The sequence below is a fragment of the Bacillus sp. SH5-2 genome (genome assembly GCF_008368905.1).
Lineage (GTDB): Bacteria > Bacillota > Bacilli > Bacillales > Bacillaceae_G > Bacillus_A > Bacillus_A luti.
Map to the genome: position 1 here is coordinate 179,907 of NZ_QOSD01000001.1, position 17,768 is coordinate 197,674.

Genomic DNA, 17,768 nt, shown 5'->3' on the forward strand with positions numbered 1-17,768 from the left:
TTAATGCTATCCCCTTAAATATATTCAACGAAAATCCCTTATATAACTGTACAAAAGGAAAAGAAGCTAAGTCCCCTTAGCTTCTTTTTCGCAATTAATATTTGTGTAACATCTTTGTTTGGTAATCCGTCTCATAATATTCTAGTTCTTCACGCATCAGTTGAAATTTACCTTCTAAATTTTCCATTACTTGCTCTATAGATACAGGTGGCGTTTGTTGAAAAACGATAGAATTTTTCCCTGTATATGCAGAACGACTATTTTCATACCAATGATCGCTCTTTGGCGAAAAGAACTCTGCAATTACTTGATGATAAATCTTATACAAAATTTTTTCAGCCGCTGTTTTTCGAAATGGCTGGCTATTCAACAAAACAAAGCACGCATCATGCCCTTCTTCACAAAAAACGAGAAGACGTCTTATTGATGCTAATAACCCTTTATAATATTGCTCATTCCCTGCCGGTGTCTCTTCTAATAAAGAAGGCAACGTATGATAATTTACATAATTGGTTATCAAAGTAATAACATCTTCTAAAAACATAGAAACTTGTTCTGTTTGATTTTCAACCATCAAATTAGACATTTCTTCTCTCCCCTTTGCCATTTCACGCAATTTCTACTCTTTTATTTTTATGTAATTCAGCCAATATTTCTTGTACTTTCACCACTGTTTCGTCATTAAAATATTGCTTAAATTCTTCTATAGTATTGAGATATAAACGTTTTTGTGCGCGAAGTACCTTATCTTTTACTAAACAAGATATCGCTACAATATCCCGTAAATATATGTCTTGTTCTTCTACTTTACATACTGGATTTCCTTCAAAAGGAGTAATTTCTTGTAAAACTTCTTCAAAATATCGAAGGTATAAAACCGAAAAAGTTTTCTCCTTACCATTTAATATATATGTCACTTCAGATCTATTAAAAAAATCTTCTGATGTATTAGGCTTTGCTTTCTCTAATTCATATCCTGCATAACCTATTATAATCATCTGTTTCCCCTCTCTTCCTTCTTTCACTTTATTTTAACTTAATTTTCTGATAAACAAAATATTCTTTTAAAAATACCTATATAAAAAATAGCTTCCCTATACAGGAATTTACCTTTTTATTTTTCTTGAAGTTTGTCATAATAATATTATTGTCTCAGTTTTCTTATACAAGGAGAGTTGTATTTATGTCGTTTTCATGGAAACGTTTCTTACAAATCGGGAAAATAATCTTCCCATTTGTTGTATTAACAATTGTATTCTTTCAAGCAAAAAAAGAATTAGCGGGTATTTCTTTCTTAGAAGCGATCGATACAATTAAAAACATTCCAACTGGAGGAGTCTTTTTAGCAATTACACTTGGTGCATTTGCTGTATCCACAATGTTCTTTTATGACTATGTGATGCTTCGTTACTTAAAAGCTGATATACCTGTCCAAAAGATTTTCCGTATCTCATGGATTGCTAATACTTTAAATGGGTTTATCGGATTTGGTGGTCTCGTTGGAGCTGGTGTACGCACAATGCTGTATCGTCCATACATAAAAGAAAATAGCAAACTTATTAAAAGTATCGCCTGGATGACAACTGCCTTTATTAACGGATTGGCAATTCTTTCATTCCTCGGTCTTGTCGGAATATTAGACACTCGCTTTATTTTACATGAAAAGCCGTGGCTATGGCCCGTTCTTATCTTCTTTGCTCTGTTCGTCCCGATATACATTGGCTTTTCTAAACTTAAAAATAGAAAAACAAAGCAAACCGAAGAACAAGAAGAGGAAGAGAAAAATCCAACTGTTTTATACTCATTAGTGTCATTAGTCGAGTGGGTATCTGCTGGTATTGTTATGTACGTCATTTTAATCTTATTTGGAATTGATATCGAATTCCAAAAGTTTTTAGGTGTGTATGTCATTGCTGCTTTAGCTGGTGTCGTCAGTCTTGTTCCTGGTGGTCTTGGTTCATTTGACCTTGTCTTCTTAACTGGACTAGGACAATACGGCATCGATACAGGTGTATTACTGCCTGCTATGTTATTATATCGCCTCGTCTATTACATCTTACCATTCTGCATTGGTCTCATTTTTGCAGCTTTTGAAATGACTGGAGTGGCCATTAAAAAGTTTGAAGATAAGCCTTTTATTGCGCCTGCATTAGAAACAACTGGTGTTATATGGACTTTGCAGCGTGACTTTTTAGGAAAACTAGGTTCATGGGCATCTGCTGCTTTAACAGTATTTGCTGGGTTAATGGTTATTTTATCGACCATTCTACCAACAAGTATAAATCGGGCACACGCCTTACATATTCTAGCACCAAAATATCTTATTCAATTTTCTTTTAGCTTATCGCTAACATTCGGTATTCTCCTCCTAATCCTTTCACGGGGGATATATTACGGAACAAAACGTTCTTATTATATGACGATTGTTTCGTTAATTGGAGCGGCTATCTTTAATACACTAAAAGGAATTGATATTGAGGAAACATTTATTTTATTAATCGTGCTCGCTGTATTATATATGCTTCGAAAAAGGTTTGTACGCGAGAAAATGGAAGTTTCACTTTCTGATATCGTAAAAGTTTTTATATTCTTATTAGTAACATTATATTCATATAAATATTTAGGGGTTTTATTTGCAAGTGCAAAAGAAGCTTTTAAACCTGATTTTGTCGTTCGTAACATTACACAAGTGAAACGAAGTGCATTAGCCGCTGCCTTTTTCGTTCCTACTTTTTTACTGATCGGCTCACTCATTGCCAATCGTTATCGAAATGAATTTCCCGGGCAACCAGCTAATGATAAAAGATTACAAAACTTTTTAGATGAACATGGTGGAAATGTACTTAGTCATTTAGGCTTCTTAGGAGATAAACAATGCTTCTTCAGTAGTGATGGGAAAGCGCTCCTTCTCTTCTCCATAACTGGGAAACGTCTTGTTGTACTAGGTGACCCCATTGGTGATTCATCATCCTATCGTACTGTGTTGCAAGAGTTTTTAGCTGAGGCTGATCGATTTGGATACATTTGCGTATTCTATCAAATCGAAAGTAAATGGATGAGTTTATATCATGATTTTGGTTATAACTTCTTTAAGCTTGGTGAAGAAGCTGTCGTTGATTTAAATACATTTACAATAACAGGAAAGAAACGCGCTGGTATGCGAGCAACTTTCAACCGTTTTGAAAGAGAAGGCTATACATTCTCTATTCATGAGCCTCCATTCTCAGACGAATTATTTGAAGAGTTACGGAAAGTTTCAGATGCATGGCTCGGCGGAAAAAAAGAAAAAGGTTTTTCACTCGGATACTTCGATCGTGAGTATATTAGCCGCGCGCCTATCGCTACATTATCTGACGCAGAAGGCAAAATCATCGCGTTCACAACCTTTATGCCCGTATATCAAGACGGATCATTGTCTGTTGATTTAATGCGTTATTATCCAGATGCGCCTAGCGGTATTATGGATGCCATTTTTATTCACTTATTCCACTGGGCAAAAGAAAATGACTACCACTCCTTTAATATTGGGATGGCACCACTTTCAAATGTTGGTTTATCAACACAATCGTTTTGGTCTGAACGAGTTGCTGCTGCCATCTTTAATAATGTTCGTTATACGTATAGTTTCAGCGGACTACGACATTTTAAAGAAAAATATAAGCCAGCATGGAGCGGTAAATATTTAGCATTTAGAAAGAATCATTCTTTACCAATTACAATGCTCTCTGTAACAAAATTAATAGGAAAACGAAAAAACAGCTAAACATTTAGCTGTTTTTTCGTTTTTGAACTTGTACAATAAACTCCTTTTCATATTTCTTGCCATTGATATAGAAAGTTCCCCACATTTTATATGTTCCTTCTACAGGAAATGTAATGCGATATTGTAATTGCTCTTCTGTCTCAACAGGTATAGCGTATAAAAAGTTTTCCCTCTTATCATCCACGATATAGAGAGACTCTACTTCGCCCCTCTCTGCATGTAATTTCAATTTCACACCCTTTTTTGCTTGAAACTGAAATGTTAACGTCGCAGGCTCATTCGGATGCAATGCACCAAATAGAAGAGAAACTTCATATTCTCCTATTTTTTTTGTAAGTACACTATCGATTGGGGTTTTCACTTTTTTCTTATTTTTCTCCTCTATTTCTTTCCCAAAATTTTTCTTAGCGAATGATTCTACGGACTTATTTTCTTCTTCATATAAAAATATTGTATACTCTTCATCTTTCGCTATTTTGGAAGATAGCTTATATGATCCATTCCCTGCAAATGCAGGTTTCATTTGTTGTACCTGTTTTAATTGTCCATCTACAATAACAGCCCTAATTTGATCATTCACACCACGAACTTCATTATTGTTTTTATTTCGTAATTGAAACAAAATATCAACTTTCTCATTTCCCTTTCCATTTGCCACATCCCATTTTACTTCCTGAACATCTCCTACCGTCTCTACGGTTTCTTGATATTTTTTTATGTAAAAACCTCCTGCTACAATAAATAACAAAGCAACAAGTCCAATGAAAAGGTTCTTCAAAACATCACCTACCATTTTTATTGTCTTATCCATACAAAACTTCTTACATATATATTCTAGATTATGATTTATGAAATCCTTCTAGTTTGCACATATTACAAATTATAAAAAGATTTTAATTGAGAGGATTCGTAGTGTATAATGCAAATGATATTGATTTCTATCAATACATTATAAGGAGGACTTTTCATGAGTGTACATATTGAAGCAAAACAAGGTGAAATCGCTGAATCTATTCTATTACCTGGTGATCCATTACGTGCAAAATATATCGCTGAAACATTTCTAGAGGACGTTACTTGCTATAACAACGTACGTGGTATGCTAGGATTCACTGGAACTTATAAAGGAAAACGAGTATCTGTTCAAGGTACTGGTATGGGTGTTCCTTCTATTTCTATTTATGTCAACGAATTAATCCAAAGCTACGGGGTTAAAAATTTAATTCGCGTTGGAACTTGTGGTGCGATTCAAAAAGACGTAAAAGTACGTGACGTTATTATTGCAATGACAGCCTGCACTGATTCTAATATGAACCGTTTGACATTCCCAGGTTTTGACTTTGCACCAGCTGCAAACTTTGATCTTTTAAAGAAAGCTTACGATGCAGGAACTGAAAAAGGATTACACGTTCGTGTTGGTAATGTTTTAACAGCAGATGTATTTTATCGTGAAAGCATGGACATGGTTAAAAAGCTTGGGGATTACGGTGTATTAGCAGTAGAAATGGAAACAACTGCTCTTTACACATTGGCAGCGAAATATGGTGTAAATGCCTTATCTGTATTAACAGTAAGCGATCACATCTTCACTGGCGAAGAAACAACATCTGAAGAGCGTCAAACTACATTTAACGAAATGATTGAAATCGCTTTAGATGCAGCAATTCAACAATAACACACTAAAGAACTTGTCATACGTCTGGCGAGTTCTTTTTATGTGACTTTTTATAAAAAACTACTTTAGAAAGGGACAGATTTCTCCACTCTACTTTCTTGTCACGTTTGCTATAATAAAATAATCATTTACAGTATTTCTCATAAGAGGTGACGCAGTGAAAAACAGAAGTATCGTCTTTAAACTATTCTTATTAACGTCAACATTATTTACAATCATATTCCTCCTTTTTTTCCTAGGACAATCTTTATTTTTAGAAAAATTTTATATTAATAAAAAAGTAAAAACCGTTCAAACCGCTTTTGAAAAATTCATAGACAATTACGAAAAAAGTGGCAAAAGTTATGAGGAAATTAGGAAACTAAAACAAGAATTTCATGATAAAACCAATGCTGACATGCAATTTTTAGATTCTAACGGCATTATTAAAAGTGAAAACAATTTCTACATTGATGTAATTAATACTAACAATCGCAAAACATACTCTATCCCACTCAATAATCTTTTAACACCCGAAGAATATAATAAATTTGAAAATTTAGGTTTAAAAAAAGATGGGATGATCCAGGTAGCTGGATTCGTACAGGGTAATATAATAACACCACTAGAATTAACAACAAATTATAATCGATGGCGAAACGAACATGTCAATTCAGATTTTCAATCAATAAATGGTAATCCTTCTAAAAATAAACTTACAAGCCGATATAAAACTACTACTCAAATTGTGTTTACTGGTGTTATCTCTAAGTTACAGCTCCCTTCAAAAGCTGAGGTTCGTCTTGCAAATGATTTTGAAACATTACAAGCCGTTCAATCTTTTGCAGGTACTATTAGGGATGGCACTTCTAACTCGCAGCAATTAAACACTTATATACTAGATGGCGGAGAGAATATAAAAAATAGTATCTTTGTAAAACCTATTATGGAAAACGGAAAGATTACAGAATATGCTTTTGCAATAGCATCTTTGCAACCTGTTAATGAAGCTATGCTCGTTTTAAAAGACTATTATGTCTATGCCTTAATCATCGTGTTTCTCGTAATTATTTTGTTATCCTTCTACTACTCAAAAATCATTGTGAAGCCATTAATTAAGATTAATCGCGTTACGAAGAAAATGGCTAATTTTGATTTTAGCGAGAAATTACCAGTTACAGCAGACGATGAAATTGGCGGACTTTCTGGTAGTATTAATACATTGTCAGTAAACTTAAAAGACCGAATCGATCGATTAAATGTTGCCAATACCAAATTACAACAAGATATTGAACGTGAACGCCAATTGGAAAAAACACGAAAAGAATTCATCTCTGGTGTATCACACGAATTAAAAACACCACTTAGTGTAATTAGAAGTTTCGCCGAAGGAATTAAAGATGGCGTTAGTAAAGATACGACGTATTATACAGATGTTATTTTAGAAGAAACAGAAAATATGAACAGACTAATTGTAGAAATGTTAGAATTAGCAAAATTAGAATCTGGTACGTACAAACTAGAAATGACGACATTCTCGATCGGTGAATTAATTCAACAAGTCTATACAAAGTTATTATTTAGTATGGAGGAAAAGCATTTACAAGTAGACGTCGATGTAAACTCTTCCATATATGTGAAAGCGAATCGTAGTCGTATTGAACAAGTAGTTGTGAACTTACTAAGCAACGCCATTCGTTATACGCCTGATGGAGAAAAAATACAAGTCTCTGTTGTAGAAACGGAAGATACAGTAAAAGTCGAAATCGAAAATACAGGAAATCCCATTCCAGAAGAGAGTCTCGAAAAAATTTGGGATCGCTTCTATCGTTTAGATGCATCTCGTAGCCGCCATACTGGAGGTACCGGTCTTGGGTTATCTATTGTTAAAAATATTTTGGATCTCCATCATGCCGAGTATGGTGTATATAATACGACTAATAGTGTTGTATTCTATTTTAATTTACAAAAAGTAAAAGAAGTCAAATAATTTGTCTTAATTTCACTAGGAGTTCACATGAAATTCACACTCTCCCTTTATAGTAAGAAACAAGTTAATCCTTTCCTTTACACATATAAAAGAGGAGAGTGCGTGAAATGAAACAAGCAGGACAACCTATTCAAAATGAAAAACAATTAGAAACTATCAAAAATATACTTTTACAATCTTCGAAACGTGATGGCTTATTATTCGTATTAGCTGTAAATTCTGGTTTAAAGGTAAGTGAAATCTTACAGTTAAAAGTTAGTGATGTAATTGATGAAAATGAAAATGTTCGCCATTCCATTTTATTTTACAATGAAAAAGTAAAGAAACATAAATGGTTTGCTGTAAACGAAGACTTACAGCACGCAATCGAAGACTACATGAAAGAACGTAAAACTTGGAAACGTAATGAGCCATTATTAAAGTCTCAAAAAGGAACAAAATCTATTACGAGACAGCATGCATGGTACATTTTAAACAAAGCTGCAAAAGAAGTTGGATTAGAAGGGATTAGCTCACATACACTTCGAAAAACTTGGGGCTATTGTGCATACAAATCAGGTGTTGACATTGCATTTTTACAACACTTCTTTGATCATAGTACTCCATCAAAAACTTTAAAGTATATCGGTATTGCATAATAATTTTTATACATAAAGAAGGTTACCATTTATAGTTTTGGTAACCTTTTTTATGTTTCACACCCACTTCTCTTGTCTCTCCTATACTGTAGTGGTACTCTAATAGTAAGGGGGAGAAATTATGAACACATTAACAATTGAATTACCGCAAGAAACGGCTGAAAAACTTGATCTATTAAAACAAGCTTACGAAAAGAAAACAGGTGCTACCATTTCTGAGAGCACTCTTGTTCAAACACTTATCTCAAAAGAATTTATCCAGGCGATAACTCCTTTTGATTTACAACAATTCATCAATGGAAAAGAACAGCATTAATCGCTGTTCTTTTTTATTTCTATTCAAAATATAAAAAGTTTTTTACTTATTTTTCGAAAAACCATTGACAATGATAATGATAACCATTATCATTTATTACGAAGCCAACAATTGATGAATCAACCAAACGCTCAGTAACATTGTTACCCCTCTTTTTCATATAGAAAGGCACTGTACATTCCCCCTGTTTGTACAGTGCCTTTCTTGTTTTATCATTCGAACAAATTTAATTGCTCCGGCTTCGGCTCACCATATGTAATGTTCATCATTTTCATAAGTTGCTTCGCATTATCTGCGGCATCCCCACCTGAATTGTTGTTAAATAGTACATAGATGTCCTTTGTCTTCTTTTTTAATTGCTCTAGTCGTTCTACCCATTCTTCCAATTCTTTATTGTTATAACGATATAAACAGCGAACCGCCCTCCAATTTTCCCCTTTATCCAGCCAGCCATGTACATTCCGGCCATGAAAACGTATTAATGCCATATCTGAATTCGTTACTTCTAACACGAGTGGTACCGACCCTATTCCTGCCTGCGGCTCATCACAAATTGTATGAATCCATTTCTCCTGTTCTAAAAACTGTATCGTCTTATCTCTCATTTTCGGATAAAACCATGTTTGATTTCGAAATTCTATTGCGCACGGTAAACCTTCCATTTTTTCTTTCGTATATCGAAGGAAATCTACATTTTTCTTTTTGCAATCAAACCATGGTGGAAATTGAAATAAAATTGTTTTTAATTTATTCGCTTCTATTAAAGGAAGAATGGATTGTTTATACACATCAAACATCTCATCAAACGTAGAAAAAGGAATTTCTCCTTTCATATGCCCTGTCATTCCTTGATATGCTTTTACAACAAATGAAAAGTCTTTTGGTGTTTCTATCGCCCATTTCGTATAATTTCGTGCAGGTTGCATCGCATAAAATGAACTATCTACTTCCACAATAGGAAAATGCTCACTATATGTTCGTAATTTATTTCTATTTTCATAGGGGTCTATATATAAAGAATCATGATCTCCCCACCCTGTCACTCCAATAAAAAGCAAACATATTCCTCCCTTTCTACCTTCATCTTACATTCATTTTACTTACTTCCTAATCCCTTCGGCTAATCCATTTCATTCAGTAGCCTTTTCTTTAAGAGTATCCGTATAAAAGTATGATATACTAAATGGAAGAATTTTTAAATTGAGGGGTTATTTATTTATGCTTCCAAACGATGCTATTGTATCTCATGAAAAACGAATAGAAGAACTAGAAAATAAAGTACGTTTTTATGAAGAACTTGTGGATCAATTACCACATCATTTCACATATAAAAATCCACATATCGGTTTACAAATTAAAAAAACACGAACAACCCATTCCATTCAAAACATACGTAAAGAGAATAAAGAGGCCGATTTTCAACTTACTTGCGATTCACTATTTTTATTTGAACAAATCGAAAAACACTTTGTTCATATTTTTGATGCTTTTTCACATCATGTAACCTTCATTGATAGTCAAGGCAATATTACTTTATGTAATCAAGCTGCTGCAGATGATTTTGGCGTAATACGAAACGAAATCATCGGCAAGCCAATTCAACAATTATTAAACTTGCCAGAAGAAAAAATTAAAGCTATTGAAACATTAAAAACAGGAACTGAAATATATAATGAAGAAGTTTTAGATAAAAATTATGGTATTATAAATAACCGGATTATTCGTGATTATAACGGAGAGATTTTTAGAGTTATTAGTGCCTTCCATTATTTAAACACAGAACGTGATGCAGAAAAATTTTCATTAGCAGGGAGAATCGCAGCTGGGATTGCACACGAAGTACGCAACCCACTTACAACCGTACGAGGATACTTACAATTTTTACAAGAAAGTGTTTCTTCATCTAATAAAGACTTATTTAAAAATTTACTGATTCCTGAATTAGACCGTGCAAATAGTATTATTACAAAATTTTTAGCTATTTCCAAAACACGTGAATTTACAAGGGAACCGTTTTCTATTAATACATTTTTACGTGAATATATTCAGCAGTTACTCGCCAGTGAAGTCTTTTTACATAATATTTCAATTGACTATAATTTTTCCACCGAATTAGATGGTGTGTTAGTCAATATTGATCGTCATGAACTGGTACAAGTTTTTTTAAACTTATTTCAAAATGCTGTCGATGCCCAAGGCGAAAAACCTCTTTCTATTCAAATCTCTAGTTATCGCCTAGATAACTTTGTTCGGATTACTTTCACAGACAACGGGACTGGTATTCCTCCAGCTATTCAAGAATATATTTTTGATCCATTCTTCTCAACAAAAGACTCTGGAACAGGGTTAGGCTTATCAGTAACGAAGAAAATCATTCAAAATCACAACGGTACATTAAAAATGGCTAGTAATCAAAATGGTACGACTTTCACGATTTCTATTCCCATTTTACCTCAAACAAACCTGGAAAGAATGAATCAATACAAATGATAAAATCTTTCACAAAATACACGCCAATCGTTATTACGTTTAACGATTGGCGTGTATTTTTTTATTCTATCCTATTTTTCTTTACATTATATAAATCTTTCTCTATCTCATAATTCTTCTTACTAAATAGGTAAACTTCTTATTTTTTTGAAAATGGTAGTTTGTCCATCACGAATTTAGCTTAATTTTCATTTTAATATATAGTAATGGCTATTGATTATATGAAAGAAAAGAATGAACAGATGAACAATAAAAATAAAGGAAAAGTATTTTATGGTAATGATTGTTGCGAAGTAAGAGCTTGTAGTTTTATTAACATCTCTAAGTCCGAACTTAAAGAGTTTGTTAGACTTCTTCAAGTTCTTGGACAAGCTATTCAAGCTGTCTTTCAAAACCCTTCTCAAGATCATATCAATAACTTAATTGATGCCCTAGAAAATCTACAAAAATTCCTCAATTGCTTAGATTTGTCTCCTGCACAAAAACAAATCGGAAATTCTATTATCGCTAATCTATTAACTATTTTAAATACACAACCTTTCTCATGTGGTGCATTATATGTTGAACTACAAAGCCTGCTTAATTATTTATTATATATTGCTAAGTTATTCAAAATCGATTGCTATGCTACTGATAAACTTGTTAAGCTCATTGCAGAAATTCAAGCTATCTTAGTTCAATATGGATCTGGATGTCTAGGTGGCAGTACTACAGGTGCTACTGGTGCTACCGGACCGGCGGGTGCTACCGGACCGGCGGGTGCTCAAGGACCGGCGGGTGCTCAAGGACCGGCGGGTGCTCAAGGACCGGCGGGTGCTCAAGGTGCTACTGGAGCGACAGGACCGGCGGGCACTCCAATTCCTGTAACTATAGCTGCAATAGGCAACTCAAATCCTCAAACTATATCACCTGGAACAAACATTCAATTTAATCAAGTTTTCGAATTAAATAACATTAATTTTAATGATACTTCAGATACTTTAACAATTTTAGAAACAGGCGTATATGATATTAGTTTCTCGGCATCTACAACTTTCCCAGGCTCTTCACCATTTGGATTCGGCATTTCATTCAATGGCCAACCACCTACTCGTAATTTTTCCACTAACGTTATCGGTAGTGCTGTTTCTTTCTCTACAATCGTTACTTTACAAGCTGGTACAACAATTTCTGTACAACCTACAGCAAATACGATTTCTATTCCGAACACGGGTGACACAACAGCAACACTATCTGTCTTCCGAATTTATTAATTGTTACTGTATAAGCATATTTATATTCATGTATTTTGTTTGACTGTGTATTAAATCTCTCTTTATATAGAAAGGAGCACTTATTTGGGAGGATAAGTGCTCCTTCTTTACGTTTCTTTACCTCAAATTTACTCCATCTTAATCCTCGTCTTGTATGATAAATAGTGAAGTCAAAGATATGAAAGAGGGATGAAAATGAGAGTTATATCACCAATACGCATTTGGATTGGTCTTATGGTATGCATTATTTTATGTGTAGGATTTTTTTTAACTCTAAAATATTCCACTATATCAAAAGCAGAGAGAAAAACAGTTCCATACGAACTTCTGTATACAAAGCAAAATAGCGTCCCATATTCTTCTTCTACTCATAATGAAAAAAAGGTTATAAAAGGAATGCTTATTACAAAAGCTTCTACTTACGAAAACCTACTTCAAATTGCTGAAACAATTAAAGATCAGTATAAAAATAAAGACATAGATGAAATCACCCTTTCCATCCATAATGAAAATAATGGTGATTATGAAGAAGAATTACCTTATGAACCTATTAGTAAGGGAAAAATAATCGTCACATACGACCCTCAATCTTTTGGCAGTACAAATGTTACACTTAACGAGTAATATCATTTATCCCGATTGGTGTGAGCTAATAATCAGTGCGGATGAACAAAATCCCACTGATTATTACTTTAATTATCCATAGAAAAAAGAGGCGAATCCCATTATTCGCCTCTTTCTTTTACCAAAATGATGGAATCAACTCTTTCACTTTTTCAAACCACTCTTGCTGCTCTTGTTTTCTTTGTTGTTCTTCTTCTTTCCTTCGCTTCTCTTCTTCTTTTCTACGTCTTTCCTCTTCAATTGTTTGCAATTGTTTTTTGTAGTCAGCCTCTGATATGAGCGACAACTGGAATGCTTTTTGAGCTGGATTCGCATTCGCTTTTTTCATAATATCCCGGAACATCGTCGTCGTAATTTGACTTCCTCCCGGGACATAATGCTCATTATCCGTTTTATCATACCCTACCCAAATCGCCCCTACTAAATCTGGCGTATACCCAACAAACCATGAATCCTTCGCACCAGCACTTGGCCCATTTACAAGTTGAGTCGTCCCTGTTTTGCCTGCTGTATCAATATTATTAACTTTCGCTTTTTCACCCGTTCCTTTTTCGACAACACCTTTTAATAGGTATGTCATCTTTTGAGCAATTTTCTCACTCGTCACACGTGTCTCTTTCTTATACCATTTTCCAATTGTTTCACCTTCAGCATTTTGTATCTCTCTAATTGCATGAGCTTCCACTTGAACACCATCATTTGCCAACGCACTGTATGCTTGAGCCATTACAAATGGAGAGGTCCCCACATGCATCCCGCCCAAAGCGATTGGATACGTACGATCTTCTGGTACTAATGGAATACCAAATCGCTCTAAAGATTTCAATCCTTTGTCTAATCCTATTTGCTCTAATAGCCAAACAGCTGAAACGTTGTATGACTTTGCCACCGCTTCATACATTGTCACATCACCGTGAAAAGTATGATCACTATTTTGCGGTTTATATTCTTTAATATTAAACGGTTCATCCTTTAATATATCGTATACTTCATACCCCTGTTCTAAAGCTGGTACATATACAGCGAGAGGCTTTAATGTTGAGCCTGGTTGTCTTTTTAATTGGGTTGCATGGTTAAACTGTAAAAACTGATACGGTCCTCTGCCCCCGACTAAAGCGGGAACACCACCTGTTTTTGGATTTATAAGAACTACACCCGTTTGCATAAGTTGGTCTGAGCCGTTATCTTTGAAATAACTATCATTATTTACAACATCCTCTACAGCCTGTTGTTTTTTCGGATCAAGCTCTGTATAAATACGATAACCACCTGCTAAAATTTCATTTTGTGTCAATTCGTACTTATCCATCGCTTCCCTAACAATATAGTCTACATATTGAGAATATTTCCCTTTATATTTATCATCAACACCACGTCTTAATACAAGCCCTGTCTCTTTTTCTTTATTGTACTGTTCTTCAGAAATATAGCCTTGCTCTTTCATTAAACTTAATACGACATTACGTCGTTCGATGGATTTATTAAAGTTTTTATAAGGAGAATACGCAGACGGCGCTTTAATCAAGCCCGCAATCGTGGCAGCCTCTGCAATTGTTAGATCTTTTACATCTTTATCAAAATAAGACTTTGCTGCCCTTTTTATGCCCCAAGCACCTTCACCAAAATAAATTTGGTTCATATACATTTCAATAATTTCATCTTTTGTATAAGTACGCTCTATTTTTTTTGTTAAAAAATATTCCTTTATTTTTCGAGAGTATGTGCGGTCTTGTGTCAGAAATACATTTTTCGCAAGTTGTTGTGTAATTGTACTTCCACCTGCCACAACTTCTCCTGCGGTGAGATTTTTAAAAACAGCACTGATAATTCCACTGTAGTAAATACCGTGATGGTTAAAAAACTCCTTATCCTCTACAGCAACAATCGCCTGAACCATAATGTCAGGAATATCTTTCCGTTTGACACCTTCTGTTTTAGAAGAAGCTAATTTAGTCGCAACTTCATTATTTGCATCATAAATTAAAGTCGGTTGTGGAACAGCTTGTTTTAATTCAGATATGTCTTGAATGGAAATTATTATATTTATAGCTATAAATATAATAGCGAGCAAACTCCCTAATACAATTAATGAATTACGAAGTTTCTTCCTCTTATTGAACCACTCAAGCATTTTTTTAAAGTGAGTGTTCTTCAATTTCATTCGTTCACTTCCTTCGTTTGTTTACACTCTTCTTTTCAAAAGGAAGAATATACCTCCTTTTAAATTTATTATAATAACGTAACGCTTCCTATAGTGTAAAGCTTTTCTTTCACATTCATACTTTTTGCAAGAAAAGGACATTCTACAAGTAAGATATTCCTTATTGAATATTAATATTATTAATAGAACAACGAGAGTTATGTTAAGTTTTTGTAAACTTTTCGATAAAATGTTTTAAAAAACGACAGTTTTTTGTTAGAATTGATTAGCCAATATATTTTACATATATTACTTTTGTGGGGGTAACAATAATGGTCTTTAAATCAAAAAAAGATAAATTTTCTGAAATGCTAATGAATGTTTCCGAAAATTTAAAAGAAGGCGCGCAGTTTTTCGTGGAGTATAAAATTAAAAATGCTAGCGATTTAAAAGAGTTTTCTATGCGCATGAAAGAGTATGAGTCAAAAGGTGACTCATTTATTCACGAAATCATTATGGAGCTAAACAAAGCGTTTATTACTCCTATTGAACGTGAGGACATCCTACAACTTGCAATGAGTATGGATGATGTATTAGACGGATTAGATCACAGTGCTGGTCTGTTCGAAATGTATTCTATTACAGAAGCTGATGAATACATGATTAAATTCGTAGAAGCAATTAATCAATGTGCAATTGAGATTGCAAACTCTGTTGAATTAATGTCTAACAAAAAATTAGTCGACATTCGTACAAATGCGATTAAGATTAAGGATTACGAGTCACAATGTGATGATATTCGCCGTCATGCGATTAAGCACTTATTCTCTCGTGAAAAAGATCCGATTAAGATTATTCAATATAAAGAGATTTACGAAGAGCTTGAAGAAGTAGCAGATAGCTGCCAAAGCGTTGCAAACGTATTAGAAACAATTATTATGAAGAACGCGTAAGGAGTTTGATCATGGATACACTCTTGATACTGACCGTTTTAGTAGTCATTTGCGCTTTAGCTTTTGACTTTATCAATGGATTTCACGATACAGCAAACGCTATTGCAACGGCTGTTTCAACGAAAGCTCTAAAGCCTAGACATGCAATTATTATGGCAGCTATTATGAATTTTTTAGGTGCGATGACATTTACAGGTGTAGCAAAAACTATTACAAAAGATATCGTTGATCCATTTGCTTTACCTAATGGTTCTCTTGTAATTTTAGCTGCTTTGCTTGCGGCAATAGCATGGAATTTAATCACTTGGTACTATGGTATTCCAAGTAGTTCTTCGCATGCAATCATTGGCTCAATCGCAGGCGCAGCAATCGCTGCTGCTGGTTTTAGTTCATTAAACTTTAAAGGGTTCATAAAAATTCTTGAAGCTTTAATCATTTCACCGATTATCGCTTTTGTTATTGGTTATATCGTATACAGTATTTTTAAAGTCGTCTTTAAAAACTTTAACTTAACGAAAACGAACAAAAACTTCCGTATATTCCAGATTTTCACTGCAGCATTACAAGCCTTTACACACGGTACGAATGATGCACAAAAAGCAATGGGAATCATTACGATGGCTCTTATGGCCAATAACTATCATACTTCTGACGAAATCCCTTTCTGGGTACAATTAGCCTGTGCAACTGCAATGGGTCTTGGTACTTCTGTCGGTGGATGGAAAATTATTAAAACTGTCGGTGGACAAATTATGAAAATTCGTCCTGTAAATGGTGTAGCTGCTGATTTATCATCATCACTTGTTATTTTCGGTGCAACATTCATTCACTTACCGGTTAGTACAACACACGTTATCTCTTCTTCTATTTTAGGGGTTGGTGCTTCTCACCGTGTGAAAGGTGTAAAATGGGGAACTGCTAAACGCATGTTAATTACATGGGTAATTACACTTCCTATTTCAGCTTCTTTAGCTGCTTTATTTTACTATTTACTACACTTAATCTTTTAATTAAAAGTCGTCTTCCTTATTTTTCTAGGAAGACGACTTTTTTGTGAACAAGCCTATTTCTCATTGAAAAGCGTGTATAATAATTGGTGGATAAGTTATTTAGAGGAGTTGGCAATTTTGGAATACATCATGTTACTTTTCATCGGACTAATCGCCGGGACAGTCGGGAGCCTAGTTGGACTCGGAGGCGGAATTATTATTGTTCCATTATTAATTGGATTACACAGTTTATCCCCACAGCTCGCAGTGGGAACTTCTATGGTAACAGTCGTTTTTACAGGACTGTCTTCCACCCTTACTTACATGAAGCATAAACGAGTAGATTACAAAAGTGGACTTATTTTATTTATTGGGAGTGGCCCTGGTGGTATTATCGGATCATGGGCAAACAAATTTTTAAACCAAGATACATTTTCTTTATATTTTGGGGTGTTCCTTATTTTCGTCTCAATTCTTCTTATGTTACGAGACAAATTAAAACCTCTTTCCTTATCAAATATGACTGTAATTAAGCGTTCTTTTACGGATAACGAAGGAAATACTGTAAACTATCAATTCCCACCGCTTCTCGCTATCTTTATTGCCTTTATAGTTGGATTTATTTCTGGTTTATTTGGAATTGGTGGCGGTGCCTTACTTGTTCCAGCGATGATGCTCCTTTTTGCATTCCCAGCGCACATTGCTGTAGCAACTTCGATGTTTATCGTATTTCTATCAGCAATTGTAAGTTCTGCAACTCATATCTCTCTAGGTAATGTTAGCTGGATTTATGCATTAATCCTTATTCCTGGTGCGTGGATTGGCGGAAAAATCGGGGCTTATATAAATACAAAACTTAGTGGTAAAGCAGTAATTAATTTATTACGTATCACATTAATTATTCTTGGAACTAGATTAATCATTACATCCCTTTTCTAGCGCGTTCTTTTTAGAATGC

Annotated in this window: 16 protein-coding genes; 11 read left to right on the top strand and 5 right to left on the bottom strand. The window is 34.3% G+C overall.

Going from position 1 to position 17,768, the window contains the following annotated elements; genetic code table 11:
- Window positions 1-94: 94 nt before the first annotated feature.
- Entirely contained in the window at window positions 95-586 is a 492-nt protein-coding gene (locus tag DN410_RS00965) for a YpuI family protein (protein ID WP_149174947.1), read from the bottom strand.
- 22 nt (window positions 587-608) lie between these two features.
- Complete coding sequence (locus tag DN410_RS00970) at window positions 609-998, bottom strand: hypothetical protein (protein WP_149174948.1); 390 nt, start codon at window positions 996-998, stop codon at window positions 609-611.
- A 185-nt stretch (window positions 999-1,183) separates the two neighbouring features.
- Here DN410_RS00970 and mprF point away from each other — a divergent pair, with 185 nt between their 5' ends.
- Window positions 1,184-3,763, top strand: coding sequence for a bifunctional lysylphosphatidylglycerol flippase/synthetase MprF (gene mprF / locus DN410_RS00975; RefSeq protein WP_149174949.1), 2,580 nt, complete (start codon window positions 1,184-1,186; stop codon window positions 3,761-3,763).
- Between the two features lie 4 nt (window positions 3,764-3,767).
- Here the strand turns inward: mprF and DN410_RS00980 are convergent, their stop codons facing one another.
- Window positions 3,768-4,556, bottom strand: coding sequence for a hypothetical protein (locus DN410_RS00980; protein WP_149175051.1), 789 nt, complete (start codon window positions 4,554-4,556; stop codon window positions 3,768-3,770).
- Window positions 4,557-4,730: 174 nt separating this feature from the next.
- Between DN410_RS00980 and deoD the strand changes: the two genes are divergently transcribed.
- From deoD to DN410_RS01000, 4 genes are all read left to right on the top strand, one after another.
- The gene (deoD, locus tag DN410_RS00985) at window positions 4,731-5,438 is read left to right on the top strand and encodes a purine-nucleoside phosphorylase (protein ID WP_000110707.1); all 708 of its coding nucleotides are present in this window, start codon (window positions 4,731-4,733) and stop codon (window positions 5,436-5,438) included.
- Between the two features lie 157 nt (window positions 5,439-5,595).
- Window positions 5,596-7,407 carry a sensor histidine kinase gene (locus tag DN410_RS00990; protein ID WP_149174950.1) on the top strand — a complete coding sequence of 604 codons (1,812 nt, stop codon included), beginning with the start codon at window positions 5,596-5,598 and terminating at the stop codon, window positions 7,405-7,407.
- 107 nt (window positions 7,408-7,514) lie between these two features.
- Entirely contained in the window at window positions 7,515-8,045 is a 531-nt protein-coding gene (locus tag DN410_RS00995; RefSeq protein ID WP_000806236.1) for a tyrosine-type recombinase/integrase, read from the top strand.
- Window positions 8,046-8,166: 121 nt separating this feature from the next.
- Window positions 8,167-8,361, top strand: a complete 195-nt coding sequence (locus tag DN410_RS01000; RefSeq protein ID WP_001094864.1) for a DUF3924 domain-containing protein — start codon at window positions 8,167-8,169, stop codon at window positions 8,359-8,361.
- A gap of 212 nt (window positions 8,362-8,573) precedes the next feature.
- On the opposite strand, the gene DN410_RS01005 is transcribed toward DN410_RS01000, so the two are convergent.
- Window positions 8,574-9,419 carry a DUF72 domain-containing protein gene (locus DN410_RS01005; protein ID WP_149174951.1) on the bottom strand — a complete coding sequence of 282 codons (846 nt, stop codon included), beginning with the start codon at window positions 9,417-9,419 and terminating at the stop codon, window positions 8,574-8,576.
- Between the two features lie 160 nt (window positions 9,420-9,579).
- Between DN410_RS01005 and DN410_RS01010 the strand changes: the two genes are divergently transcribed.
- From DN410_RS01010 to DN410_RS01020, 3 genes are all read left to right on the top strand, one after another.
- Window positions 9,580-10,851: an ATP-binding protein gene (locus DN410_RS01010; protein WP_149174952.1), complete on the top strand. Its 1,272-nt coding sequence runs from the start codon at window positions 9,580-9,582 to the stop codon at window positions 10,849-10,851.
- A gap of 206 nt (window positions 10,852-11,057) precedes the next feature.
- A complete protein-coding gene (locus tag DN410_RS01015) occupies window positions 11,058-12,104 on the top strand; it encodes a Gly-Xaa-Xaa repeat protein (protein ID WP_179958557.1) in 1,047 nt (348 codons plus the stop codon).
- 195 nt (window positions 12,105-12,299) lie between these two features.
- The gene (locus DN410_RS01020) at window positions 12,300-12,728 is read left to right on the top strand and encodes a hypothetical protein (protein WP_149174953.1); all 429 of its coding nucleotides are present in this window, start codon (window positions 12,300-12,302) and stop codon (window positions 12,726-12,728) included.
- A 118-nt stretch (window positions 12,729-12,846) separates the two neighbouring features.
- Here the strand turns inward: DN410_RS01020 and DN410_RS01025 are convergent, their stop codons facing one another.
- Window positions 12,847-14,889 carry a transglycosylase domain-containing protein gene (locus DN410_RS01025; protein ID WP_149174954.1) on the bottom strand — a complete coding sequence of 681 codons (2,043 nt, stop codon included), beginning with the start codon at window positions 14,887-14,889 and terminating at the stop codon, window positions 12,847-12,849.
- 311 nt (window positions 14,890-15,200) lie between these two features.
- Here DN410_RS01025 and DN410_RS01030 point away from each other — a divergent pair, with 311 nt between their 5' ends.
- The 3 genes from DN410_RS01030 to DN410_RS01040 all read left to right on the top strand — a co-directional run bounded on the left by DN410_RS01030 (window position 15,201) and on the right by DN410_RS01040 (window position 17,749).
- A complete protein-coding gene (locus DN410_RS01030; RefSeq protein ID WP_000231448.1) occupies window positions 15,201-15,821 on the top strand; it encodes a DUF47 domain-containing protein in 621 nt (206 codons plus the stop codon).
- An 11-nt stretch (window positions 15,822-15,832) separates the two neighbouring features.
- A complete protein-coding gene (locus tag DN410_RS01035) occupies window positions 15,833-16,831 on the top strand; it encodes an inorganic phosphate transporter (protein ID WP_149174955.1) in 999 nt (332 codons plus the stop codon).
- Window positions 16,832-16,948: 117 nt separating this feature from the next.
- Window positions 16,949-17,749, top strand: a complete 801-nt coding sequence (locus DN410_RS01040; protein WP_149174956.1) for a sulfite exporter TauE/SafE family protein — start codon at window positions 16,949-16,951, stop codon at window positions 17,747-17,749.
- Window positions 17,750-17,768 lie beyond the last annotated feature (19 nt).

What these genes read in the sequence shown, in the direction of transcription:
- DN410_RS00980 (WP_149175051.1), bottom strand. Translation starts at nt 4,556, where the DNA reads ATGGTAGGTGATGTTTTGAAGAACCTTTTCATTGGACTTGTTGCTTTG.
- DN410_RS01030 (WP_000231448.1), top strand. Translation starts at nt 15,201, where the DNA reads ATGGTCTTTAAATCAAAAAAAGATAAATTTTCTGAAATGCTAATGAAT.
- DN410_RS00995 (WP_000806236.1), top strand. Translation starts at nt 7,515, where the DNA reads ATGAAACAAGCAGGACAACCTATTCAAAATGAAAAACAATTAGAAACT.
- DN410_RS01000 (WP_001094864.1), top strand. Translation starts at nt 8,167, where the DNA reads ATGAACACATTAACAATTGAATTACCGCAAGAAACGGCTGAAAAACTT.
- DN410_RS01015 (WP_179958557.1), top strand. Translation starts at nt 11,058, where the DNA reads ATGGCTATTGATTATATGAAAGAAAAGAATGAACAGATGAACAATAAA.
- DN410_RS00970 (WP_149174948.1), bottom strand. Translation starts at nt 998, where the DNA reads ATGATTATAATAGGTTATGCAGGATATGAATTAGAGAAAGCAAAGCCT.
- DN410_RS01025 (WP_149174954.1), bottom strand. Translation starts at nt 14,889, where the DNA reads ATGAAATTGAAGAACACTCACTTTAAAAAAATGCTTGAGTGGTTCAAT.
- DN410_RS01035 (WP_149174955.1), top strand. Translation starts at nt 15,833, where the DNA reads ATGGATACACTCTTGATACTGACCGTTTTAGTAGTCATTTGCGCTTTA.
- DN410_RS01020 (WP_149174953.1), top strand. Translation starts at nt 12,300, where the DNA reads ATGAGAGTTATATCACCAATACGCATTTGGATTGGTCTTATGGTATGC.
- deoD (WP_000110707.1), top strand. Translation starts at nt 4,731, where the DNA reads ATGAGTGTACATATTGAAGCAAAACAAGGTGAAATCGCTGAATCTATT.
- mprF (WP_149174949.1), top strand. Translation starts at nt 1,184, where the DNA reads ATGTCGTTTTCATGGAAACGTTTCTTACAAATCGGGAAAATAATCTTC.
- DN410_RS00965 (WP_149174947.1), bottom strand. Translation starts at nt 586, where the DNA reads ATGTCTAATTTGATGGTTGAAAATCAAACAGAACAAGTTTCTATGTTT.
- DN410_RS01010 (WP_149174952.1), top strand. Translation starts at nt 9,580, where the DNA reads ATGCTTCCAAACGATGCTATTGTATCTCATGAAAAACGAATAGAAGAA.